Consider the following 23290-nt stretch of genomic DNA (forward strand, 5'->3'; position numbering starts at 1 on the left):
GGCGGCTCCGAGTGCAGATGCGGCAGGATCAACTGGTGGCACGTGGACAACTGCGCATCCATCTCGGCGCCGCCCCCGGCGTCGGCAAGACGTACGCGATGTTGGAGGAGGCGCACCGCCGGGCCGAGCGGGGCACCGACGTGGTGGTCGGATTCGCCGAGACCCACGGCCGCAAGCACACCGCGGCGATGCTCGGCGACCTGGAGATCGTGCCGCGCGCGACGATGACCCACCGGGGCGCCGAGTTCACCGAGATGGACCTCGACGCGGTGCTCGCCCGGCGGCCCGAGATCGCGGTGGTGGACGAACTCGCCCACACCAACGTGCCCGGCTCGCGCAACGCCAAACGCTGGCAGGACGTGCAGGAGCTGCTCGACGCCGGGATCGACGTGCTCTCCACGGTGAACATCCAGCACCTGGAGTCGCTCAACGACGTGGTCGAGCAGATCACCGGCATCGTCCAGCGGGAGACCCTGCCCGACGACGTGGTCCGCCAGGCCGAGCAGGTCGAACTGGTCGACATGACGCCGGAGGCGCTGCGCCGCCGGATGGCGCACGGCAACATCTACCGGGCCGACCGGATCGACGCCGCGCTCGGCAACTACTTCCGGGTCGGCAACCTCACCGCCCTGCGCGAACTCGCCCTGCTCTGGCTCGCCGACAAGGTCGACGACCAGCTCGACCGCTACCGGGCCGAGCACAACATCGGCGCCAGGTGGGAGGCGCGCGAACGGGTGGTGGTGGCGCTGACCGGTGGACCCGAGGGCGAGACCCTGATCCGCCGGGCGGCCCGGGTCGCGGCCCGTACGCCGACCGGTGCCGACCTGCTCGCCGTACACGTGAACCGCAGCGACGGGCTGACCGGCGTGGACCCGACCCAACTGGCCCGGCAACGGGTGCTGGTGGAGAGCCTCGGCGGCACGTACCACCAGGTGGTCGGCGGCGACATCGCGACCGCGCTGCTCGACTTCGCCCTGGGTGTGAACGCCAGTCAGATCGTGCTCGGCGCCAGCCGGCGCGGTCGGTTGGCCCAGATCCTCTCCCGTGGTGTCGGGGTGACCACGGTGGCGCTGTCCGGGGCGATCGACGTCCACCTGGTGACCCACGAGCAGATCGGGCACGGCCGCCGCCCGCCGTCGGTGACCAGCGCGTTGTCCCGGCGCCGCCGGTTGACCGGCTTCGGCTTGGCCGCGCTCGGCATCCCGCTGCTGACGGTGCTGCTCCGGCTGCTGGCCGACGACCTCTCGCTGGCCAGCGACATCCTGCTCTTCCTCGGCATGGTGATCGCGGTGGCGCTGGTCGGTGGGCTCTGGCCGGCGCTGCTGGCCGCGGTGGTCGCCTCCCTGGTGATCAATTACTTCTTCACCGCACCCCTGCACGCGTTCACCATCGCGCAGCGGGAGAACCTGCTCGCCCTGGTCGTGTTCCTGCTGGTCGCCGCAGCGGTCAGCGCGGTCGTCGACCTGGCCGCGCGGCGTACCCGGGAGGCGGCGCGGGCCAGCGCCGACGCCCAGACGCTGGCGATGGTCGCCGGTAGCGTGCTGCGCGGCACCCGACCGCTGACCGCCCTGCTGGAACAGCTTCGGGAGACCTTCGGGCTCACCTCGGTCACCCTGTTGGAACGGGCCCCGGAGGTGGCGGGCGGACCGGACCGGCAGCGCGACCCCAGGGCCTGGCGGGTGGCCGGCAGCGTCGGCCCCGCACCGTGCCTCACCCCCGCCGGTGGGGACGTCTCGGTGCGCGCCGCCGAGAACCTGTCCCTGGTGCTCTGCGGGCGGGTGCTCGCCGCCGCCGACCGGCAGGTGGTGGAGGCGTTCGCCGCCCAGGCCGCGCTCGCCCTGCGCCAGGAGCGGCTGGCGCAGGAGGCGGCGACCGCCCGGCCACTGGCCGAGGCCGACCGGATGCGTACGGCGCTGCTCGCCGCGGTCAGCCACGACCTGCGTACGCCGCTGGCGTCGGCCAAGGCGGCGGTGACCAGCCTGCGCAGCCACGAGGTCGAGTTCGACGAGTCCGACCGGGAGGAACTGCTCGCCACCGCTGACGAGTCGCTCGATCGGCTGACCCGGCTGGTGACGAACCTGCTGGACATGAGCCGGTTGCAGGCCGGCGTACTCGGGTTGTCGCTGGCCCCGATCGGGCTGGAGGACGCGGTCCCGCCGGTGTTGGACGAGATGGGGGAGCCGGCCCGTCGGGTACGGGTGAGCCTGCCCGCCCACCTGCGGGCGGTGCTGGCCGACCCCGGCCTGCTGGAACGGGTGCTGGTGAACCTGGTCGCCAACGCGCTGCGGTTCAGTCCGAGCGACCGGCCGCCGTCGGTCTCGGCCAGCGAGCACGGCGGGCTGGTCGAGCTGCGGGTGACCGACCACGGGCCCGGCCTGCCGCACGACCAGTGGGAGCAGGCGTTCCTACCGTTCCAACGGCACGGCGACCGGGACAACCACGCCGGGGTCGGACTCGGGTTGGCGCTGTCGCGTGGCCTCGCCGAGGCGATGGGCGGCACACTGGTTCCCGAGGACACCCCCGGCGGAGGGCTGACCATGGTGCTCAGCCTGCCGGCGGCCGAAGGAGACAACCGATGAGCGGACCAGCCGGGGGACCGGCGTGACCAGGGTGCTGGTGGTCGACGACGAGCCGCAGATCCTGCGCGCCCTGCGGATCAACCTGCGGGCCCGGCGCTACGAGGTGGCCGTCGCGGCGGACGGGGCGGACGCGTTGCGGCTGGCCGCCAGCCAGCATCCGGACCTGGTGGTGCTGGACCTGGGGCTGCCGGACATGGACGGGGTGGACGTGATCCGGGGCCTGCGGGGCTGGACGAACATCCCGATCATCGTGCTCTCCGGCCGGGCCGGTAGCCAGGACAAGGTCCTCGCCCTCGACGCCGGTGCGGACGACTACGTCACCAAGCCGTTCGGCGTGGACGAACTCCTGGCCCGGGTCCGGGCCGTGACCCGGCGTACGACCGGTGCCGGGGAGGCGGTCGCCACCGTCACCGTCGGCCGCTACACGGTCGACCTGGCGGCCCGTACGGTCCGGTCGGACGACGGGCGGGAGGTGCGGCTCACCCCGACCGAGTGGCACCTGCTGGAGATCCTGATCCGCAATCCGGGCCGGTTGGTCAGCCAGCGCCAGTTGCTGCACGACGTGTGGGGTCCGCAGTACCAGTCCGAGACGAACTACCTGCGCCAGTACATGGCCCAGTTGCGCCGCAAGCTTGAGGACGACCCGGCCCGACCGCGCCACCTGCTGACCGAACCGGGCATGGGTTACCGGTTCCAGCCCGAGTAGACCGCGCCGGGATGCACCGGATCAGTGCACCCGCGCGGCACCGCCGGCATCCACCCGCGCGGTGATGTCCAGGTGCCTCGGCCGCAAGCCGGAGGTGGTGGCGAACCGGTCCACCGCCGCCTGCACCGATTCGCGCAGCGTGGCCAGCGGGGCCTGTGGGGTCACGTAGAGCTTGATCCTGATCTCCGGGGTGGGTGGGTCCCCGGTCAGCCAGACCGAGGCCCGGCGGATCTGCGGCTCGCGGACGAGGTCGCGTTCGAGACCGTCGGCCAGGGACGAGCCCTGGACGATGGTGACGCCCGGCCCGCTGCCGTCGTACGCCGCCCGGTCGCCGGTGACCGATCGCAGGTCGTACTCGTCCATCGCCGGGTCGCCGGCCGGACGCAGTTGCCGGCGCAGCAGCGTCCAGCCGAGGTAGGCCAGCAGCAGTCCCAGGGCGATGGCGACGATCGGGCCCCACGGCGAGATGTCCCGGAACACCCCTCGGAACGCCGACCAGATCAGTGGTGCCCGTTGGTCGATCCCCGGCAGGTGGCCCAGGTTCGCCGCCGCCGCCGCCGCGCCGAGCGCGACCAGCAGCAGGCCGATCACCGTCCAGAGCAGCCGGTTGCCGGCGTGGCTCATGTCGTCCTCCGTTCCCGGGCCAGCTCGATGTCGAGCCGGTCGGCCGGCGGTGCGGCCAGCCGGTCGAGTTCCTGCCGGACCGCGTTCTCGACCTGCGGCCGGGTGGACGGGTCGCCGACGGCGCGGATCCGGGACGACCACGAGTCGCCGTGCCGGCGTACCCGGGCCCGCGCGTCCCGTACGCCGGGGACCCGGTCGGCGGCGTCGGCGAGACGGTGCTCGACCGACCTGCGGTGCAGGTGCCACCCGTCGGCGAGCGGTACGGCGAGCCGGTTGGGGGTCCACCGGCGCAGCTGGCCGAGCAGGATCAGCAGACCCAGTACGCCGACCGCGATCGAGACCGCGAAGATCACCGGGTCGTCGACGGTGGTGCTGGTCAGCGTGTCGAACCAGCCCGTCCGGTCGATCAGCAGCGACGGCAGGTCCAGGGCGACCGCCGCCGCCTCGGCCGCGAGCAGCAGACCGCCGCCGAGCAGGATGACGGCCAGCAGCAGTGATGCCAATCGGTTGACCACCCGCATGGATCACCTCCGGGTTTCGGCGGTGAGCGCCGCCAGGTCGACGTCGTCGACGACGACCTCCACCGGCCGGTCCGCGCCGGCCCGTTCCAGTACGGACCGGACCGCGGCCCGGATCCGTTCACCGAGCGGTTCGATCGGTACCGCGTCGACGGTGACGTGCACCTCGACCAGGTCGTCGGCCAACCGGACCCCGGAGACCTTGCCGCCGGCGTACAGGGTGGCCACCTCCACCGGCCCGCCGGTGCTCAGCCCGGCCACCCCGTCCACCCCGAGCACGGCGTCGCGTACGGCGGTGGCGAGGGCGACCCGGTCGGCGCGGGTCCGTTGCTCGGTCATTGGGCCCGGGTACCCGAGGCGTTGCCGGCGGAGCCGCCACCGCTCTGTTCGCCGTCGACGAACACGTCGTCCACGTTGATGTTCACCTCGATCACGTTCAGGCCGGTCATCGCCTGTACCCGCTCGATCACATTGCGGCGTACCGCGTCGGAGACGTCGACGATGCTCTGGCCGTACCAGGTGACGATGTCCAGGTCCACGGCGGCCTCGCGCTCGCCGACGTCGACCGAGACGCCCTGGGTCGACGCCTCCGACCCGCCCGGTACGAGATTGCGCAGCTGGCCGACCCGGCGGGCCACGCCGGAGCCCATCGAGTGCACACCGGGGATCTCCCGCGCGGCGAAGCCGGCGATCTTCGCGACCACACCCTCGGCGATCCGGGTCTTGCCGGAGTCCGTGGTGAGTTGGGCGCGGGCGGGTTGTCCGGTGCCGGGCTGGATGAGCTGGCTCGGGGATTTGATCTTCTCCCGGCCGTCGGTCCGGGTGTCGGTGTCAGCCATCTGCTGCCTCCTGAACTCGTTCCTGGTCCGGTCCGGGCGTGGCCCGACATCCGGGTGCCATGCCACGGTCGGGTCCACCGTCGACCACGGGTCGCGGTGGTGCCCTAGGGCGTGGGGGAGCGCCGCCGGTTGGCGCTGGCCCGGTCGGTGAGTCCGGCCACCGAGAGGTCGCCGTCGATCACCCGTACGGCGAGCCAGCCGACCAGGCCGGCAAGGACCGCACCGGCCGCCGCCCCGAAGCCGGCGACGGCCCAGACCGCCGCGATGAGGAAGCCGATCACGAAACCGAACTGCTGGCGGGACATTGGTTACCTCCCCGGTGGCGGACGCACGGTTCGCCCGTTGCATACACCGATGGCGCCGATCCGAACCCGATTGCCTCCGACAATTGGGTGAGCCAGATCACAGTCTCTTCCGGGTTCCGGCGGGTTTACCCGTGACCAGGCCCGGTGCGTCCGTCATCCCGGACCGCCGGTCGCGCTCCCGCTCGCCGTCGCCGCGCCCGGCCGACCCGCCGCGCGCCGACCGGCCAGGATGTCCACCACCGCGGCGACGAGCGCGACCAGGACAAAACCGAGCGCGATGAGCAGCGCGTCCCGGAACGCCCTCGCCCAACCGTTGTGGGTGGAGGCGAGGGCGTCGAAGAACACCGTGCCGACGCCCGCGATCCCGGCCGCCGAGCCGATCCGCTGCCCGGTCTGCAACATTCCCGCCGCCGCCCCGCCCCGTTCCACCGGCACCTCGGCCAGGGTCAGGGTCTGGTTCGGCGTGATCACCAGTCCGCTGCCCAGGCCGGCGAGCAGCAGTGGGGCGGCGGTGGCGTACGGGGCGCCGTGACCGGGCACGAAGTGCAGCGCCACCATGGTGCCGATCAACCCGAGCGCGACCAGGGTCAACCCGATCGCCACCAGTGGCCGGCCGAACCGGATGACCAGCCGGCCGCCGAGGATCGCCGAACCGGCGGAGCCCAGGGCGAACGGTGTCACCGCCAGTCCGGCGGCCAGCGCGCTGTAGCGCAGCCCGTTCTGTAGGAACAGTGTGAACACGAAGAACAGCGCGGTGAAGCCGGCGAAGTAGAGCAGCGCGATCAGGCTGCCCAGGCTGTACGAGCGGTGCCGGAACAGGGCGAGGTCGAACAGCGGCTCGCCGCGCCGGCGGTAGTGGCGCTCCCAGTAGACAAAACCGGTCAGCACCAGCCCCGCGGCCGGTATCAGCAGCCACTTCAGGAAGCCCTGCCACTGCCGCTCCTCGATCAGCGGCAGCAGCAGCAGCGTCACGCCGAACCCGAGCAGCAGCACCGCGACCGGGTCGAAGCTCTTCTCCGGGCCGGGGCGGTGCGGTGGCAGCACCCGCCAGCCGAAGATGATGGTGGCGATGCCGACCGGTACGTTCACGAAGAAGACCAGCCGCCAGCCCTCGTGCGTACCGTCCAGCGCGATCAGCAGCCCGCCGAGCAGGGGCCCGATAGCGGTCGAGATGCCGATCACCGAGCCGAGCAGCCCGAACGGGCGGCCCCGTTCCGACCCCTGGAACATCTGCTGGATCATGCCGACGACCTGCGGGTTCACCACACCGGCGGCGGCGCCCTGGATCAGTCGGGCGATGATCAGCCACTCCGGTGAGGTGGCCAGGCCGGCGGCCGCGCTGGATACGGTGAACAGGGCCAGCCCGGCGATGAAGACGTTGCGCCGGCCGTGGATGTCGCCGAACCGGCCGGCGGCGACGAGGACCAGGCCGAAGGTGAGCGCGTAGCCGGAGAGGACCCATTGCAGTTCGCTCGGTGACGCCTTCAGCGCCCGTTCGATCGACGGCACCGCGACGTTGACGATGCTCACGTCCAGCAGCGTCATGAACGACGCGATCAGACCCACCGTCAGCGCGAGATTGCGCTGACGGTTCGTCCCGCCCCGACCGCTATGCGGCCTGATGCGCGCACCACCGGGGGCCGAAGTCGAGGCCGGCCAGCGGGGAGTCCTCCCGGTGCAGCAGGTTCTTGACCGAGAGGTTGTGCAGCGGCGCGGTCAGCTGCTCCTCGGCCAGCCCGGACTCGTCGGCGATCGCGGCCGGATAGGGCACCTGCCCCTTCGCCTCAAGGGCGGTCACCGCCGCGTACACCCGCTCCTCGACGTCCGAAAGTTGTACTTGTCGCATGGAAAGCCCCTCCGCTCGACCACACTGTCGGGCACCTCACGGCCGGGCGGATACCCCGCCTTCAGTCGATGATTCCCGACCGGCGGGGCGTACACCGGAGGTTTGCCCACACGCGGCCCGGCGGGTCGGCGGCGGCCCGGACCCGGACGGGCCGGAGCCCCGGCATGGTGCCGGGGCTCCGGTGGATCGTGCGATCCGACTGGACGAGGGCGTCAGAGCGCCAGGGTCCAGCTGTTGATGTAACCGGTGTCGATGGTGGCCGCGTCCTGCACCCGGAGCCGCCAGGTGCCGTTGGCCGGCTCGCTGGAGAGGTTGACGGTGTAGGTCGTGTTGATGTTGTCGGTGCTGCCGCCGGTCCGGTTGTGCAGCACGTAGGCGCTGTTGTCCGGAGCGATCAGCGAGACGACCAGGTCACCCTGGTACGTGTGGACGATGTTCACCGCGACGGTGGCGTTGGTCCGGCCGTTACGCGCACAGCCGGAGACGGTGATCGTGCTCTCCACCGTGGTGTTGTCCGGGATCGCCACGTCGTTGCCGTTGGTCTGGGTGCAACCCGGCGCCCCGTTGATCGTCAACGAGTACGACGTCGCCTGGGTGGTGACCGGACCGGTGCCGGTGACGGTCACCGTGTAGGTGCCCGACGGGGTGGCGGCGGTGGTGGCGATGGTCAGGGTGGACGAGCCGCCCGAGGTGACCGTCGCCGGGCTGAAGCTCGCGGTCGCCCCGCTGGGCAGGCCGCTCGCGCTCAGCGCCACCGACTGCGCGCTGCCGACGGTGGTGGCGGTGCTGACCGTGGCGGTCACCGACTGGCCCGGGTTGATCGTGCCGGCGCCCGGCGCCACCGCGATCGAGAAGTCCTGGGTCGGCGGAACCACGTTGCCGATGTAGAGCAGCTTGTTCGGCGAACCGGCACCCGGGCTGGTCACCACGCCGTTGGTGGCGTCGTTGACCAGCTTGTCGCGTACCTGCTGCGGGGTGTAGGTGGGGCTGGCCGAGAGCACCAGGGCGGCGGCGCCGACCACGTGCGGGGTGGCCATCGAGGTGCCGCTGATGGTGTTGGTCGCGCTGTCGCTGGTGTTCCAGGCCGAGGTGATGGCGCTACCCGGGGCGAAGATGTCCAGGCAGGTGCCGATGTTGGAGTAGCCCGCCTTGGCGTCGTTCGACTCCGTCGCCCCGACCGTGATCCCGTTCGGGGTGCTGGCGGGGGAGACGTTGCAGGCGTTGGAGTTGTACTCGTTGCCGGCCGCGAGACCGTAGACCACGCCGTCCGCGATCGACCGGGTCACCGCGTCGTTCACGCCCTGGTCGAAACCGCCGCCGAGGCTCATGTTGGCGACCGCCCGCTCACCCGGGTCGTGGTCGGCGGTCACCCAGTCGATGCCCGCGATGACGCCCGCGTACGTGCCGCTGCCACCGTTGTCGAGCACCCGTACGCCGACCAGGGTCACGCCCTTGGCCACGCCGTACGCGTTTCCGCCGACGGTGCCGGCGACGTGCGTGCCGTGCCCGTTGCCGTCGTCGGCGGAACCGCCGTCGACCGCGTCGAAGCCGGTGACCGCGCGCCCGCCGAAGTCACTGTGGGAGAACCGGATGCCGGTGTCGATGATGTACGCCCGCACCCCCGCACCGGTGTTCGGGTAGGTGTAGGAGTTGTTCAGCGGCAGGTTGACCTGGTCGATCCGGTCCAGGCCCCAGGAGGGGGTCGGGGTCTGGGTGGCGGCGATGCGTACGGTGTGGTTCTGCTGGACGTACTTCACCGACGGGTCGGCGGCGAGCCGCTTGGCGGCGGCCTCGGACAGCCGTACCTCGAAGCCGCGCAGGGCGTGTTCGTAGGTGCGGGCGACGCTGCCGCCGTGCCGCTTGGCCAGGCTCTGCGCGGTGTCGGCGACGCTGGTCTGGGCGACCGAGGCGTCCTTGAACACCACCACGTACGAGCCGGCGACCGCGGTGGCGCCACCGGCCCGCTGAATCTGCCCCTCGGCGGGTGCGGCGGCGACTGGGCCGGCGAAGGCGACCGCGGCGGTCGCGGCGGCGGTGACGGCTGCTCCGATGCGCCAGCGGCGCCCGGGTGACCCTGAGGTTGTCATCCCTCGTGCTCCCCTTCAGATGTTCGGCCGGTGGACTCGTGGTCCACCGATCGATGGTTCCGGGTAACTGATTGGGGGAAATGCTAGGGGGGATTCATTGAAATGTAGAGATGTATGATTTGTTTGCCAGGTCGCGTATTCTGTGCTGTTCCGGCGGTGGCGGTCTGCCGTGCGCACACTTCCTGTCGAGGCCAGGGCACCTCTCTGTCCTGGCAGGAGGAACCTGAGTGGACGAGCATAATGCCTCACGTTTCGAGGTAGGTAAATGCATTGTCGTGACAGATCGGGCGCTGGATCCGAAACAGGGATCGGCGCCAACAAATGCCACCGGCAATCACGATGAAACAAAAATGTGCCTCCGTCCGATGTTCGTCGCCGTCCGGAGCCGACCGGATAGGCCCGAAGCCGAGCCGCCCACCGGCGGCCACCGGAACTGACGGTAAGCACCATCGGGCCGCCGTCGGCCGTTCCTCTAGGCTGCTCCCGTGACCGCATGTGACGTCGCCGTCGTCGGCGCCGGGCCGGCCGGCCTCTCCGCCGCCTACGCCGCCGCTTCGGCCGGAGCCCGCACGATCGTGCTGGAGCGGGCCGAACATCCCCGTTACAAAACCTGCGGGGGCGGGTTGATCGGCACCTCGCTCGCCGCCCTGGACGGACGGATCGAGGTCCCCGCCGACGACCGGGTGCACAGCGTGACGTTCACCCACGACGGCCGACGCGAGTTCAGCCGCGACCACGGGTCACCGCTGGTACTGATGGTGCGCCGCCCCGAGTTCGACAACCGGCTGCGCCGGGCCGCCGCCGACGCGGGCGCCGAGATCCGCGAGCGGGTCACGGTCCGCGCGATCGACCAGCACCCCACCGGTGTACGGATCCGCCTCGCCGACGGCGGCGAGGTCACCGCAGCGGTCGTGGTCGGAGCGGACGGATCCTCCGGGATCACCGCCCGACACGTCGGCGTCGAGTACGACCAGGTGGACCTCGGACTTGAGGTGGAACTGCCGGTCCCGGCACCGATCCGGGACCACTGGCGGGGCCGGCTCCTGCTCGACTGGGGCCCGATCCCCGGCTCGTACGCGTGGGTCTTCCCGAAGGGCGACGTACTCACCGTCGGCGTCATCGCCGAACGCGGGCAGGGCGAGGCGACCCGGCGTTACCTGCGTGACTTCGTCGACCGGCTCGGGCTCGCCGGAATCGAACCGATCCACGACTCCGGGCACCTCACCCGCTGCCGTACCGAGTCCTCGCCGCTGCGGCGGGACCGGGTGCTGGTCGCCGGTGACGCCGCCGGCCTGCTGGAGCCGTGGACCCGCGAGGGGATCAGCTTCGCCCTGCGTTCCGGCGCGCTGGCCGGTGCCGCCGCGGCCAGCGGTGACCTCGACGGGTACGTCACCGCCGTACACGAGCAGCTCGGGCCGCCGATGGCCGCCGGTCGCCGGCTGCTGGGCGCGTTCAGTCGACACCCCGGCTTCTTCCACGCCACGGTCGCCACCCGACCCGGCTGGCGGATGTTCGCCCGGTTCTGCCAGGGCGAGGCGTCGTTCCAGCGCACCCTGACCCGGCTGCCGGTCCGCGCGGCGCTGGCCCTGCTCCGCTCCTGACCACGACCCGAGTCGTGACTAGTCCAGCCGGGGCAGCATCGCCGCCACCCGGGTCAGCGGCTCGGCCAGCGCCGGGATCCGGTCCACCGGGTCCAGCCGGCCCGGCAGGTGGGTGATCAGCTCGCTTCCGTGCAGGCTCCACGGCGGCACCGACCCGGCCACGTGCGCGGCGACGAGGGCGGGGGTGAGCACCCAGCGCACCGCCATCGGATCGCCGTCGACCCGGAACGCCCGGTCGAAGTCCGGGTCGCCGGTCACCACCGAACCGCCGCCGAGCAACGCCCGCCCGACCTTCGCCGCCGGGCCGCGCGGCGACACCTCGACCGACGGGTACGGGTGTTCCAGGTGCACCACCACGACCACGTACGGGTGACTGTGGCTGGACGTCGTGCTGGTGGTCCCACCCATGCCGTCGGAACCGGTGCCGGTGTGGGTCTCGGTGTGGTGGTACTCGGCGACGCTCACCCGCTGACCGGCGACCACCCCGGACACGGCAACGGTGACACCGGTCCGGTTGCCACCGGGCAACCTCGCCGCCCAGTCGACGGCCGGCGGCGGCACGTACACCCAATTGTTGCGGGCCGCCCACCGCCGCAGCGTGTCGCGGCGCCGCCGTCCCCGCTGCCGGGCCAGCCCGACGAGGACGACCAGCAGGGCCAGTAACGCGACCACGGCCAAGCAGCCGAGCCCGAGCAGGCCCACCCACAGTCCGTCGGACTCGGCCGGACTCATCGTCGGCCCCGGCCGGCAGCCGGCGGGCCGTTCGCCGCGAACGACGACGCCGCCGCGAACGACGACGCCGCCGGGACCAGCGGACCGAGCACCAGCACGATCGAGCCGCACGCGATCGCCCCGACCACCGCATCGCCCCGAAACAGTTCGAACACACCCACCACCAACAGCCCGGCGACCGCGAGCCCGGTCAACCAGAACGTGCACCGCAGCAGCCACACCGTGCCGTGGGGCGCCCCCGTCGCCGGGCGGAGGTTCGCGACCACCACCGGCACGCAGCCGAGCACACCGACGCCGAGCGCCACCGCGACCGGGACCAGTACCGCCGCCGACTCGATCGCGAGCAGGTACCCGACCAGGCCCAGCAGCACCGCGTACGCGATGAGCAGCGCGCCGGCGGCGACGGCCCGCAGCCGGGCGGCGCGCCTCGGCCGGTCGCCCTCGATCGGACCGGTCATGGCTCCAGGCGCCAGTCCGTGCCGTCCGCGACCGCCGGAGCCGGGTCCCGCAGCGTGCCGTCGGAGATCCGACCGGCCGCCGACACCGGCCAGTGGTGCCCGTCGAACGCCAGCCAGTCGTTGATCCGGTCCCGGAGGTTGCCCTCCTGGACGGCCGTCACGCCGAGCAGGGTGCCGGTCCCGGCGGCCAGCGCGGTCAGGAACGCCAGGCAGGCCGCGATCGCGATGAACGGCCCGGCCGGTGCGCCGAACACCGTCGCGGTCGACGCGGCGGCGCCGACCAGACCGCCGACCAGCGCGGTGATCGCCACCAGGAGCGAACCCCACCAGACCACGATCGCCGCCGCGGTCGCGGTCAGCGCACCGTGCACGGCGTCGGTGAAGTCCTTCTTGATCGAGGTGATCGCCTTGAGCTGCGCACCCAGCATCCGCTTGTACGCGTCCGCCGCCGGCCCCTTCCAGTCGTCCAGGATCGCCGACTTGTCCGGATCTGCGGCCCCGGCGAGCGCGCTGACCGGTGAACCCACGTCGTCCGCCCAGGCGTTGCCGACCCGCAGCAGCGCCGGCGGCCAGCCCGGCTTGCCGACGTACCTGTCCAACTCGGCGTAGATCTTGCTGATCAGCGAGACGAACCGCTCGGTGGACTCGCGGATCCCGTCACCGACAAAACCGGGCACCTTCGACAGCACCCGGTTGACGTTGTCGACGATCTCCTCGGTCTTGCGCCGTACGCGCCTCAGCGCGGCCTCGAACTCCTCGACCAGTTCGCGGAACTCCTGCTCACCGGGGCTCGGCGCCACCGCACACCGTCCTTGTCTGCTGCTGGGTCATGGTTCGGGTCCTCAGTAGATGCCGCGCATCCGGTGCACCGCGTCCCGCTCGTCGGCGGTGTACCCGTCGGCCGCGATGCGCAGTGCCGAGCCGATCGCGTCGAAGTTCGCGGCGCCCTCCCGCAGCAGCCGGGCCAACTTCTCCTGCAACTCGTCGTACGTCTCCACCAGACCGGTGAGCGACGCCATGCCGGACAGCTCGAACGGGCCCAGGCTCTGTGCCGAGGCCGACTTCGACGCGGCGTCCATCGTGTCGGCGTGCCGACCCCAGGACTGGGCACCGTCGTACAGGGCGGCGATCGACGCCTCGATCTGCTCCTTGCTTGGTGGCACGGTTCTTCCTCACAATCGTTGCCGGGCCGGCTGATCCGGCCGCCCGCGAGGGTTGTCAACGAGCGCGACGCCGGGGCGGGCGTCGGTCACGACCGGCGGTGCAGTCCCAGTTGGCGGGCGAGTTCGAGCGGGTCCCCGGCCAGCCGGCCCAACGCCCCGATCCGGCTGTCGGCGACCAGCCGCCGCACACCGCCCCGACCGGCGACCAGGTACGCGGCCTCGAACGCCGCCACCGTCGCCCGGCCGATGTTGACCTCGTGGGTGGCGTGCAGCCACCGTGCGTCGTACTCGACGCCGACCGGGGCGCCGGCACCGGTGACCCGTACGGTCACCTGCCGGCCCGCGTCCTGCCCGTCGTACGACCGGTTCTGTTGGTCGGCGACCCGTCGCGACAGTACGTCGAGATCGGCGTCGAGGTCCTGGACCATCCGTACCATCTGCCGCATCGCCTCGATGGTCGCCTCCTGGTCCGGTTGCGCCGACAACGACGCCACCAGCTCGTCGACCGACCGGTCAGCCGTTCCCGGCCCGGCCGGCGGCGCAGTCGGTGACGGTTCGCTGCGGTCCCGCGTCGCGAGCCCCTCGGCGAGTCGCGCGTCCAGTCCGCGCAACCGGTCCAGCGCCGCCGCCTCGACCGCGGCCAGTACGGCGTCGCCGAGCCCGACGGCGCCACCGACCCGGCGCCAGTCCCGGTCCACCCGAACGTGTCGCACCCGGCCGTCGCCGTCCAGCTCCACGGTCACCGCGTCGGCCTGGTCACTGCCCCGGTACCGGGCCGTCGGATCACCCGCCGCGCCCACCCGACGGGCGAGGTCGTCGGCCTCGGCCCACAGCCGTCCGAATTCCGGATCGGTGTCCCCGCTCACCCCGCGCACCTTCCGTTTCCTCCCCCTGGCACCAGTGCACCCTAGCGGGAGACGACGTCCGCGTACCGCCCGTGCCGGGTTGCGTTTTCGACTCCGCCGACCGGCTGTGAGGGTCCGTTCGTCCGCCGGCTGAACCCCGGCGGGGATCGGCACCGCCCGACGTGACCCTTCGCGGTACGGGCGACGTCCGGTGGGGCGGCGACGTCCGACACCTGCCGCCCCACCGACCGGCACGCCCGTTCGGCGGACGCCGGGGTTGGTCAGCTCGGGAACTCCACCGGCACGCCCTCGCGCACCAGGCGCCAGTTCGGCACGAAGAAGTCGGCCGGGTCGATCGTCCCCTTCGCCTGCGCCCAGTCGATCAGCAGTTGGCGGATCTCCTGCTGCTGGTTGTAGATCTGGGTCTTCACGATGCCGGGGAAGTTGCCGCCGCCGCTGCGCCGGTAGTTGTTCACCGCGATCACGAACTGGTCACCGTCGGCGACCGGGGTGCCCGTACCGGGGTGGACCAGGCGGGTGATCCGCTGGCCGACCGGACGGCTGATGTCGATGTCGTAGTCGACGCCGGAGATGGTGTCGTAGTTGTAGTCCGGCACCGACGGGTCGTTGAGCGTCGCCGGGTCCACCGGGGCGCCCGGACCCAGCGTCCGGAAGTACTTCGCGGAGAACTCCAGGTACGCCTTCACCTCCGCGCCGCTGATCACGACGGCTTCGAGGGTGTTGTCGTAGATGTAGAGCCCGGCCACGTCCTTGATCTTCACGTCGCCGGCCGGGAACACCGCGGTACGGCTGAACGGGGCGGCGATCGACAGCACCGGCAGGCTCCCGTACGTGCCGCCGGCCAGGGCCGCGGTCACCACGTCGGTCTGCACCTTGTTGATGTAGTCGAGGATCGGGGTGTCCCGGTAGCGGGACTCCGTCGCCGGCAGTTCGACCGCGGAGGTGGCCACCACCTGGTTCACGTACGCGACCGTCTTGTTGTGCTGCGCGCGTACCGCCGCCAGCACCTTCGGGTCCTCGACCACCGTGTTGGAGTTCAACATGCTGGCGCGCTTGCTGGTGATCTTCCAGTGGTTGCGCTCCCGGGTGAGCGTGAAGTCCATCCGGGTCAGCCGCTGGCCCCACCGCGACGGCTCCGACGTCAGCACCTGCACACCGGTGGCGGTGTTGGTGACGAACCGCTCCACTACCTCGCTGTGGGCGTGGCCGAACAGGATCGCGTCGATGCCGGGGACCTGCTGGGCGATCAGCGCGACCGGGTTCTCGTTCGGCAGTTCCGGACCGTAGCTCGACGTACCGTTGTCGCCACCGTGCGCGGAGATCAGCACGATGTCGGCGCCGCGCTGGCGCATCACCGGCACCCACTTCGCGGCGGTCGCGATCATGTCCTCGAACCGGAGCTTGCCCTCGACGTTGCCCTTGTCCCAGATGGCCGTGCCGGGGTTGGTCAGACCGAGGATGCCGACCCGCAGCGCCGGTGCGCCGCCGCCGAGGTCGACCTTCTTGATGACGTACGGGGTGAAGGCTGGCTTCCCGGTACGCGCGTTGACCGCGTTGGCGGCCAGTGCCGGGAACCCGAGCTGCCGGATCCAGAGGTCGAGCAGGGGGAGACCGTAGTTGAACTCGTGGTTGCCCAGGGTCACGGCGTCGTAGTCGAGGATGTTCATCGCCCGCGCCATCGGGTGCTTCTCACGGGTCGACGTGATCGGTTCCTGCTTGGCGTAGTACGTCGCCAACGAGGTGCCCTGGATCGTGTCCCCGGCGTCCAGCACCAGGGTCGCCTTGCCCCGGCGCTCTCGGCGGATCTGGTTGACCAGGGTGGTCAGCTTGGCTACGCCGATATCGTTGTGGGCGCTGTCGTCGTACTCCGCGTCCCGGTAGTAGTCCCAGTTGTAGACGTTACCGTGAGTGTCCGAAGTGCCCAGGACGGTGAGGTCCCAGCTCCTCGGCTTCGTGGGCCGGTGTGCCTGCGCCGGAGTGGCGGCGACCAGCGGTGCCGCCGCCGCGGCGGTCGCCGCGGCAACCAGGAGCTGGCGGCGGGACGGGCCGGAGGGAGAGGTCATTACACGCCTTCCAATGACGGTGGGTGGAGCCTCGTGGGCGTCGTCGGCACGATAACCATCCGCTCCCGACCGCGCCACCGCACCCCGGAGTGGACATGTTCCGGCCACCCACCGCATACCCCGCCGAAACCGGCGAGCCGATCGGTGCGGGGGACGTGCCCGTTGACGCGTTGGCCTATCTTGCGATCGTGCCGGATGTCATCGCTCTCGTCCTGACCGCGATACTCGCGGCAACCATCACGTTCGGCAGACCTGTCCGGCCCCGGCGACCGAGCCTGCCGGCGATCCGGTCGCGGGCGCGCAAACGGTGGTGGATCTGGGCGCTGCTGCTGTTCGGGGTGTCGGACATCGTCGCGCACGAGCACCTGGACCGCCGGACCGTGCTCGTCGTGTCGGGGCTGCTCGGTGCCGCGACCGCAATCTCCCTGATGCGGGGGCTCCGTGCCCGTCCGCGCCCGTCCGACCGGTCAGAATGACGCCGAGCCCGGCATCGGTATCGGTATCCACGCGATCGGTGTCGGGGGTGCGAGGTTTTTGGGGTTGATCGACTCGGGTCGGGGGTCGGTTGGCGGAATGTTGGCGGGGTCGGGTCGGTTATACATCGCGTACGACCGGAGCAGCGCCGGGGTTGTTTTTCCCCGCCCCGTGCAGGCTGTGGCCTCGTATTTCTTCCCGAGTGCGGCGCGCTTTCCCCCTTACGTGCGTGTGCTCGGAACCCCCGATTGGAAGGTGAACCATCGTGAAGACGACTTTCACCACTTTTGCTGAGACTTCGTTTGTTCGTAAGACCGCTCTGGGTGTTGCCGGCCTGGCCTTTATTGGCGGCGCTGTTGCGGGGCCGGTGAGCCACGCGTTCACGTCCCCGGCCGAGCATGCCGCCCCGGCGATGACCACGGTCGCGCAGGTGACCTCGGAGAAGCCGGGCATGGACAAGCTCGTCCCGCACGGTACGCAGGGTGCGCAGTCGAACATCAGCCTGAGCAAGGAGCAGACCGACAACGCCAAGGCCATCACGGACACGGCGAAGAAGTTGGGTATGGGTGAGCGTGGCGCGGTGATCGCGGTCGCTACCTCGATGCAGGAGTCCAAGCTGGAGAACCTGGGTCACCTCGGTGACATGAACGACCACGACTCGCTGGGCCTGTTCCAGCAGCGGCCGAGTTCGGGTTGGGGAACTCCTGAGCAGATCACCGATCCGGCTTACGCTTCGACCGCGTTCCTGAAGAATCTGAAGCAGGTTGATGGTTGGCGGGATATGCCGTTGACGGATGCGGCGCAGAAGGTTCAGGTGTCGGCGTTCCCGGATGCGTACGCGCAGTGGGAGAACCAGGCCGCGCACATCGTGCAGGACGTCTGGACCAAGTAAGCAAAAGCTGAACGAGTAAGCCCGCTGGCCGGGTCCCCGAACCGGGGACCCGGCCGGCGGCGTTTCCGCTCGGCCGCAAGGTTTCCGCAAGGTTCGCGAGCAGGTCAGGGCGCGATCGTGGAACCCACCTGTCCGCCTACTCATCCCAGGGAAGGCACGTCTCATGACCGATCCTCACCAGGCTGGCAACCCCGACCCCCGGTCGTACACCAGGCGCTGGCTACTGCGCGTGGGCGGAGCACTGGGCCTGGCGGCAACGGGAGCCACGCTGTCCGCCGCGACCGGTGCCGATGCCGGAGCCGCCGTTCCGGCCGACGCCGAGGACACCACGGGTGCCTTCGGCAACCCACCCGCGGCCGAAGCGCTGCGACGCCAGCGCCGACGAGCTGGCGGACCCGTACAGAGCAGTGTGGTTGCGGAGTCGGGGGTGGTCGCTGGACCCGAACCGATCTCGGCCGCCGGCGTACGCCTCAGCCCCAGCGCCACCACCATCGACAGCACCCCGCTGGCCCGCCGCACCTCGGGCGCACCCTGGACCGTGAAGGGCTGATCGCGATGCAACTACACTTCCGCAACAACTATGGCCCGCGCATCTGGGTCTCGATCATGTACTACGACCCGGGCTGCTCCGCGTACGGTTCCCCGTGGGCGACGCGTGGTTGGTGGACCATCGACTACGGTGGCCAGGCCTACGTTCTGAACACGAACAACCGGTACGCGTACTTCTATGCCGAGGCCGCCAACGGGGCGGTGTGGGCCGGCCAGTACGGTCCGATCTACGTCCCCCAGAACGCTTTCAACCTCTGCCAGAACATTGGTCAGACCGGGGCTCGTATCGTCGGACTTCGCGAGGTCTACATACCCAGTGATGTTCATACCGTCAATCTGACCTGATGCCCACGATCTGCCGTCGCGAGACACCTGCGATCTAAAAGGAATGAGCGGCTTTCCCGCCCGGGATCGCCGCTCATTCGCGCCTGCCACCCGGTGGTACATGTGTCGTGCATGCGAGGTTTTTGGGGTTGATCGACTCGGGTCGGGGGTCGGTTGGCGGAATGTTGGCGGGGTCGGGTCGGTTATACATCGCGTACGACCGGAGCAGCGCCGGGGTTGTTTTCCCCCGCCCCGTGCAGGCTGTGGCCTCGTATTTCTTCCCGAGTGCGGCGCGCTTTCCCCCTTACGTGCGTGTGCTCGGAACCCCCGATTGGAAGGTGAACCATCGTGAAGACGACTTTCACCACTTTTGCTGAGACTTCGTTTGTTCGTAAGACCGCTCTGGGTGTTGCCGGCCTGGCCTTTATTGGTGGCGCTGTTGCGGGGCCGGTGAGCCACGCGTTCACGTCCCCGGCGGAGCGTGCCGCCCCGGCGATGACCACGGTCGCGCAGGTGACCTCGGAGAAGCCGGGCATGGACAAGCTCGTGCCGCACGGTACGCAGGGTGCGCAGTCGAACATCAGCCTGAGCAAGGAGCAGACCGACAACGCCAAGGCGATCACGGACACGGCGAAGAAGTTGGGTATGGGTGAGCGTGGCGCGGTGATCGCGGTCGCTACCTCGATGCAGGAGTCCAAGCTGGAGAACCTGGGTCACCTCGGTGACATGAACGACCACGACTCGCTGGGCCTGTTCCAGCAGCGGCCGAGTTCGGGTTGGGGAACTCCTGAGCAGATCACCGATCCGGCTTACGCTTCGACCGCGTTCCTGAAGAATCTGAAGCAGGTTGATGGTTGGCAGGATATGCCGTTGACGGATGCGGCGCAGAAGGTTCAGGTGTCGGCGTTCCCGGATGCGTACGCGCAGTGGGAGAACCAGGCCGCGCACATCGTGCAGGACGTCTGGACCAAGTAAGCGACAGGCTGGAGAAGCTCGGCCCTGTCCGGGTCCCCGCAACGGGACCCGGACAGGGCCTTTTCGTGTCTCGTCCCGGGGCCCCGGCTGACGGCTCGGGCCCGCGACGTGTTCAGTCGTCCTTCTTCTTCGCCTTCTCTTCGCGCTCCTTCTCCGCGCGCGACTGCGCGAGATCCAGAGCGAGGACGCCGGCCAGGATGAGCAGGTGATTCTCGTCCCCGGCGATCTTCACCGCGTACGTGTCACGAAATGTGAACCACTTCTTCGACACCGATGCGACCTCATGACCGTCCTGCTCGACCGTGTACTCGTGGTCGAGCAGGTCACCACGCATCTCCAGGTCGTGCGGCCCGGGTATGTCGATCGTGTACTTGTCGCGGAACGGTGTGAAGAGCTTCTTGCGTACCTCGGCGGCCTTCTCGCCACCGATCTTGATCGTGTAGGTGCGACGCAGCGCGACGAGTTGCCGGTGCACCGAGGCGACCTCCTCGCCGGCCGCGTCCTCGATGACAAGCTTGTCGCGCAGGGTCAGCACCTTGCCGTCGACGTGGAAGACCTTCCGGCCGGAGTCGTCGGTGATGTCGAAGTCGTCGCCGATGTCGAAAAGGCGCTCACGGATGAGGTACATGGCTTGCATCCTCGCACCGGGCTGCGTCAGTGGCATCCCGAGGACCCGCGAGGGGTCGGGCGCTCAGATGTCCCTGACGAAGAAGATGGCGTCGACCTGGTCGATGGTGGCCGGGTCGAGGGAGAAGTACGTGTGGTCGACCGGGATTCGGGGCGTCAGCTTCCGGTCGAGGGCGGTGGCGAGGCGGCCGGGGTCGACGACGGCACGGGCGTGGGGGAGAGTCGACAGGAGCCCTTCGAGGGTGTCGGGTTGGGGGATGTCGGAGCCGCGGCTGCCGAAGGTGGTGGCGGCGAAGGCGTACCGGTCGCCCAGGTGGGTGCCGATGATGGCCCCCGCGCTCCACCACTGGACCGGGTGCCCGCCGAACCGGATCTCACTCTCGTCGCGTTGCAGGTGGCGGTTGTGGGCGAAGGCGAGGGTGGGGCCGCGACGGGCCTCGCGGCGGACGATGGCGTCGAGGTTGTCGGCCATCATCGCGTCGCGCAGGCGCATGAGCGAGCCGACGCGGGTGGGCGCGGTGTCGGCCATACCGGCGTGGTAACGCAGTAGCCCGGCGGCGGTGCGTCCGTACAGATCGGCCCGCCACCAGTCGTCGGCGGAGGTCACCGCCGTCAGGTGGGGGGCGTACGCGCCGAGCAGCGCGTAGAGGTCGTCGGCGAGCAGGCGCAGTTCTCCGGCCTCGGAAGTACGGCCGACGGACCGGGTGGGATCCATCATGGCGGCCGGGTCGGTCCACCGCTGCTCGGGGCCGAGTAGCTCATCGAGGGCCTCGCGGCTCCAGGCCGGGTCGAGGTGGGCGGCGAGGTAATCGTGCAGTGCGGTCAGCGCCGGGCGGGGGCTGGCGGCGCCGGTTATCTCCAGCGGGCCGTCGAAGCCGTAGAAGCGGAGTCGCTCGTGCGGTGACCGCTGCTCGTTGTGGGCACGCATCCAGCGCAGGAGCTCGCGGTTGGCGGGCGAGTCGCCGAAGCCGTGGCTGAAGCCCCGGCCCATCACGTCGTCGAGGGTTCCGATGCCGTCGTTGACGTACGCGTCGGCGACCAGGCCCGACAGGCAGTCGCTCTCAAGGGTGATCGAGCGGTAGCCCTCGTGTTCCACGAGGTGGCGGAAGAGTTCGTTGCGCAGCTCGGGGAAGGCTTCGACGCCGTGGGTGGGCTCGCCGAGGCCGAGCAGGCGGGTGGCGGGGGACAGGAGCGCGGTGAGGGCTTCGCCGCTGAAGGGCCGGGCGGCGTCCTCGATCAGGTTCGTCATGCCCTGTAACTCTATCGTTGAACCTTCGGTGTAAACTTTGCCGCGATTTCTAGCCTCGGACAGGGACAAACCTTCAAAATGCGGTTACGGCCCATCGACCTCGCGCGTGAGCACGGCCTGTCCACGCAGGCGATCCGCAACTACGAGGAGGCGGGGATCCTGCCGCCGGCCGAGCGCTCGCCGCACGGCTACCGCGCCTACACCCTGAGGCACGCGGCGGCGTTGCGGACGTTCCTGGCGTTGATCCCCGCGCACGGCCACGGCACCGCGGGCGCGATCATGCGGGCCGTGAACGGCGGTGCGGTCGAGGAGGCGCTGCGGCTGATCGACGAGGGCCACGCGCAGTTGGCCGGCGACCGGCGCACCCTGGAGGCCGTGGAGCGGGCGCTGCACGACCTGGCGCTGGCACCGCCGCCCGAGCTGGAGCCGGGTGTGACGTTCATCGGGCCGTTGGCGCGCAGGCTCGGCATCCGGCCGGCGACGCTGCGCAAATGGCAGCGGGCGGGGCTGGTCGTGCCCCGGCGCGATCCGCGTACCGGCTATCGCGTCTACACCCCCGTCGACGTACGCGATGTGCTGCTGGCTCACCAGTTGCGCCGGGGCGGGCACGGGCTGGAGCAGATTGCGCAGGTGTTGGAGCAGGTGCGGTCGGCGGGCGGACCGGAGCCGTTGCAGGCGACGCTGCGGGAGTGGCGCGACCGGCTCACCGCACGGGGCCTGGCGATGCTGACGGCCGCCGCCGCGCTCGGCGCCTATCTCGGGACACCGAGCGCCTGACGGGATTGAGGGCAGGATCGCCATGGTGAGGGATTTCCCGACGTAACCGTTTCGACTGCGACGATCCTCGCGACGGCCGTCGGTGTGCCCTGAAACGTGTCTGGCCCATGAAACCGGCCATCCGGCCGCCGAACGTCTCGCATATCCGGCACTCGGGGTTGGGCCGGTGACATGTGTCGTCCGTGCGAGGTTTTTGGGGTTGATCGACTCGGGTCGGGGGTCGGTTGGCGGAATGTTGGCGGGGTCGGGTCGGTTATACATCGCGTACGACCGGAGCAGCGCCGGGGCATGATCCCCCCGCCTCGTGTGTGCTGTGGCCTCGTACTTCTCACCTGAGCGCAGGCGCCTTTCCCCTTGTGGCGCGCGTCGGGTACCCCCGATTGGAAGGTGAACCATCGTGAAGACGACTTTCACCACTTTTGCTGAGACTTCGTTTGTTCGTAAGACCGCTCTGGGTGTTGCCGGCCTGGCCTTTATCGGTGGCGCTGTTGCGGGGCCGGTGGGCCACGCGTTCACGTCCCCGGCGGAGCGTGCCGCCCCGGCGATGACCACGGTTGCGCAGGTGACCTCGGAGAAGCCGGGCATGGACAAGCTCGTGCCGCACGGTACGCAGGGTGCGCAGTCGAACATCAGCCTGAGCAAGGAGCAGACCGACAACGCCAAGGCCATCACGGACACGGCGAAGAAGCTGGGTATGGGTGAGCGTGGTGCGGTGATCGCGGTTGCTACTTCGATGCAGGAGTCGAAGTTGGAGAACCTGGGTCATCTGGGTGACATGAACGACCACGACTCGCTGGGGTTGTTCCAGCAGCGGCCGTCGTCGGGTTGGGGTACGCCTGAGCAGATCACGGATCCGGCCTACGCTACGACCGCGTTCCTGAAGAACCTGAAGCAGGTTGATGGTTGGCAGGATATGCCGTTGACGGATGCGGCGCAGAAGGTTCAGGTGTCGGCGTTCCCGGATGCGTACGCGCAGTGGGAGAACCAGGCCGCACACATCGTGCAGGACGTCTGGACCAAGTAAGTAATACGAACA

At 70.2% G+C, this 23290-nt stretch carries 26 protein-coding genes; 10 read left to right on the forward strand and 16 right to left on the reverse strand.

The genetic code is table 11. The features are described 5' to 3' along the window. Positions 1 to 35: 35 nt before the first annotated feature. Complete coding sequence (locus OG792_RS15840) at positions 36 to 2579, forward strand: sensor histidine kinase (protein WP_329110418.1); 2544 nt, start codon at positions 36 to 38, stop codon at positions 2577 to 2579. Positions 2580 to 2601: 22 nt separating this feature from the next. Further along, the gene (locus OG792_RS15845) at positions 2602 to 3285 is read left to right on the forward strand and encodes a response regulator (RefSeq protein ID WP_329110419.1); all 684 of its coding nucleotides are present in this window, start codon (positions 2602 to 2604) and stop codon (positions 3283 to 3285) included. Positions 3286 to 3306: 21 nt separating this feature from the next. Here OG792_RS15845 and OG792_RS15850 read toward each other — a convergent pair whose 3' ends face one another. The 8 genes from OG792_RS15850 to OG792_RS15885 all read right to left on the reverse strand — a co-directional run bounded on the left by OG792_RS15850 (position 3307) and on the right by OG792_RS15885 (position 9504). Further along, on the reverse strand, positions 3307 to 3909 hold the full coding sequence (locus OG792_RS15850) for a hypothetical protein (protein WP_329110421.1): 603 nt from the start codon (positions 3907 to 3909) through the stop codon (positions 3307 to 3309). Further along, complete coding sequence (locus OG792_RS15855; protein ID WP_329110423.1) at positions 3906 to 4424, reverse strand: hypothetical protein; 519 nt, start codon at positions 4422 to 4424, stop codon at positions 3906 to 3908. Before OG792_RS15855 ends, OG792_RS15850 begins: the two co-directional genes overlap by 4 nt. Before the next feature lie 9 nt (positions 4425 to 4433). Next, positions 4434 to 4766 carry a hypothetical protein gene (locus OG792_RS15860; RefSeq protein WP_329110425.1) on the reverse strand — a complete coding sequence of 111 codons (333 nt, stop codon included), beginning with the start codon at positions 4764 to 4766 and terminating at the stop codon, positions 4434 to 4436. Continuing rightward, on the reverse strand, positions 4763 to 5266 hold the full coding sequence (locus tag OG792_RS15865) for an Asp23/Gls24 family envelope stress response protein (RefSeq protein ID WP_329110426.1): 504 nt from the start codon (positions 5264 to 5266) through the stop codon (positions 4763 to 4765). Before OG792_RS15865 ends, OG792_RS15860 begins: the two co-directional genes overlap by 4 nt. 104 nt (positions 5267 to 5370) lie before the next feature. Then, entirely contained in the window at positions 5371 to 5571 is a 201-nt protein-coding gene (locus tag OG792_RS15870; protein WP_329110427.1) for a hypothetical protein, read from the reverse strand. 153 nt (positions 5572 to 5724) lie between these two features. Beyond that, a complete protein-coding gene (locus OG792_RS15875; protein WP_329111284.1) occupies positions 5725 to 7194 on the reverse strand; it encodes an MFS transporter in 1470 nt (489 codons plus the stop codon). Beyond that, a complete protein-coding gene (locus tag OG792_RS15880) occupies positions 7181 to 7417 on the reverse strand; it encodes a hypothetical protein (protein ID WP_329110428.1) in 237 nt (78 codons plus the stop codon). Before OG792_RS15880 ends, OG792_RS15875 begins: the two co-directional genes overlap by 14 nt. 212 nt (positions 7418 to 7629) lie before the next feature. Then, positions 7630 to 9504, reverse strand: coding sequence for a S8 family peptidase (locus OG792_RS15885; protein WP_329110429.1), 1875 nt, complete (start codon positions 9502 to 9504; stop codon positions 7630 to 7632). Positions 9505 to 9989: 485 nt separating this feature from the next. On the opposite strand from OG792_RS15885, the gene OG792_RS15890 reads away from it, so the two are divergent. Beyond that, complete coding sequence (locus OG792_RS15890; RefSeq protein ID WP_329110431.1) at positions 9990 to 11105, forward strand: geranylgeranyl reductase family protein; 1116 nt, start codon at positions 9990 to 9992, stop codon at positions 11103 to 11105. An 18-nt stretch (positions 11106 to 11123) separates the two neighbouring features. Here the strand turns inward: OG792_RS15890 and OG792_RS15895 are convergent, their stop codons facing one another. The 6 genes from OG792_RS15895 to OG792_RS15920 form a co-directional block, all read right to left on the reverse strand. Then, on the reverse strand, positions 11124 to 11837 hold the full coding sequence (locus tag OG792_RS15895) for a hypothetical protein (protein WP_329110432.1): 714 nt from the start codon (positions 11835 to 11837) through the stop codon (positions 11124 to 11126). Then, positions 11834 to 12295 (reverse strand): hypothetical protein, encoded by a 462-nt coding sequence (locus OG792_RS15900; RefSeq protein ID WP_329110433.1) that lies wholly within the window; start codon positions 12293 to 12295, stop codon positions 11834 to 11836. The genes OG792_RS15895 and OG792_RS15900 overlap by 4 nt, the downstream gene beginning before the upstream one ends. Next, a complete protein-coding gene (locus tag OG792_RS15905; protein WP_329110434.1) occupies positions 12292 to 13095 on the reverse strand; it encodes a hypothetical protein in 804 nt (267 codons plus the stop codon). The genes OG792_RS15900 and OG792_RS15905 overlap by 4 nt, the downstream gene beginning before the upstream one ends. 42 nt (positions 13096 to 13137) lie before the next feature. Continuing rightward, positions 13138 to 13458 (reverse strand): hypothetical protein, encoded by a 321-nt coding sequence (locus tag OG792_RS15910; RefSeq protein ID WP_329110435.1) that lies wholly within the window; start codon positions 13456 to 13458, stop codon positions 13138 to 13140. 86 nt (positions 13459 to 13544) lie between these two features. After that, the gene (locus OG792_RS15915; protein WP_329110437.1) at positions 13545 to 14324 is read right to left on the reverse strand and encodes a hypothetical protein; all 780 of its coding nucleotides are present in this window, start codon (positions 14322 to 14324) and stop codon (positions 13545 to 13547) included. A 260-nt stretch (positions 14325 to 14584) separates the two neighbouring features. Further along, positions 14585 to 16387 carry a bifunctional metallophosphatase/5'-nucleotidase gene (locus OG792_RS15920; protein ID WP_329110439.1) on the reverse strand — a complete coding sequence of 601 codons (1803 nt, stop codon included), beginning with the start codon at positions 16385 to 16387 and terminating at the stop codon, positions 14585 to 14587. Between the two features lie 95 nt (positions 16388 to 16482). Between OG792_RS15920 and OG792_RS15925 the strand changes: the two genes are divergently transcribed. The 5 genes from OG792_RS15925 (at position 16483) to OG792_RS15945 (ending at position 19601) form a co-directional block, all read left to right on the forward strand. Continuing rightward, positions 16483 to 16863 (forward strand): hypothetical protein, encoded by a 381-nt coding sequence (locus OG792_RS15925; RefSeq protein ID WP_329110441.1) that lies wholly within the window; start codon positions 16483 to 16485, stop codon positions 16861 to 16863. A gap of 263 nt (positions 16864 to 17126) precedes the next feature. Further along, positions 17127 to 17753: a hypothetical protein gene (locus OG792_RS15930; RefSeq protein ID WP_329110442.1), complete on the forward strand. Its 627-nt coding sequence runs from the start codon at positions 17127 to 17129 to the stop codon at positions 17751 to 17753. Positions 17754 to 17916: 163 nt separating this feature from the next. Next, positions 17917 to 18303, forward strand: coding sequence for a hypothetical protein (locus OG792_RS15935; RefSeq protein ID WP_329110443.1), 387 nt, complete (start codon positions 17917 to 17919; stop codon positions 18301 to 18303). Between the two features lie 5 nt (positions 18304 to 18308). Beyond that, positions 18309 to 18647: a DUF1036 domain-containing protein gene (locus OG792_RS15940; RefSeq protein WP_329110445.1), complete on the forward strand. Its 339-nt coding sequence runs from the start codon at positions 18309 to 18311 to the stop codon at positions 18645 to 18647. Between the two features lie 327 nt (positions 18648 to 18974). Continuing rightward, positions 18975 to 19601: a hypothetical protein gene (locus tag OG792_RS15945; protein WP_329110446.1), complete on the forward strand. Its 627-nt coding sequence runs from the start codon at positions 18975 to 18977 to the stop codon at positions 19599 to 19601. 112 nt (positions 19602 to 19713) lie between these two features. On the opposite strand, the gene OG792_RS15950 is transcribed toward OG792_RS15945, so the two are convergent. Both OG792_RS15950 and OG792_RS15955 read right to left on the reverse strand, forming a co-directional pair. Then, entirely contained in the window at positions 19714 to 20229 is a 516-nt protein-coding gene (locus OG792_RS15950) for an LURP-one-related/scramblase family protein (protein WP_329110449.1), read from the reverse strand. A gap of 63 nt (positions 20230 to 20292) precedes the next feature. Continuing rightward, positions 20293 to 21477, reverse strand: a complete 1185-nt coding sequence (locus OG792_RS15955; protein WP_329110451.1) for an erythromycin esterase family protein — start codon at positions 21475 to 21477, stop codon at positions 20293 to 20295. 78 nt (positions 21478 to 21555) lie between these two features. Here OG792_RS15955 and OG792_RS15960 point away from each other — a divergent pair, with 78 nt between their 5' ends. Further along, positions 21556 to 22254, forward strand: a complete 699-nt coding sequence (locus OG792_RS15960) for a MerR family transcriptional regulator (RefSeq protein WP_329110452.1) — start codon at positions 21556 to 21558, stop codon at positions 22252 to 22254. 397 nt (positions 22255 to 22651) lie between these two features. Continuing rightward, positions 22652 to 23278, forward strand: a complete 627-nt coding sequence (locus OG792_RS15965) for a hypothetical protein (RefSeq protein ID WP_329110454.1) — start codon at positions 22652 to 22654, stop codon at positions 23276 to 23278. The last annotated feature ends 12 nt before the right edge of the window (positions 23279 to 23290 follow it).

The sequence above is a fragment of the Micromonospora sp. NBC_01699 genome (assembly GCF_036250065.1).
Lineage (GTDB): Bacteria > Actinomycetota > Actinomycetes > Mycobacteriales > Micromonosporaceae > Micromonospora_G.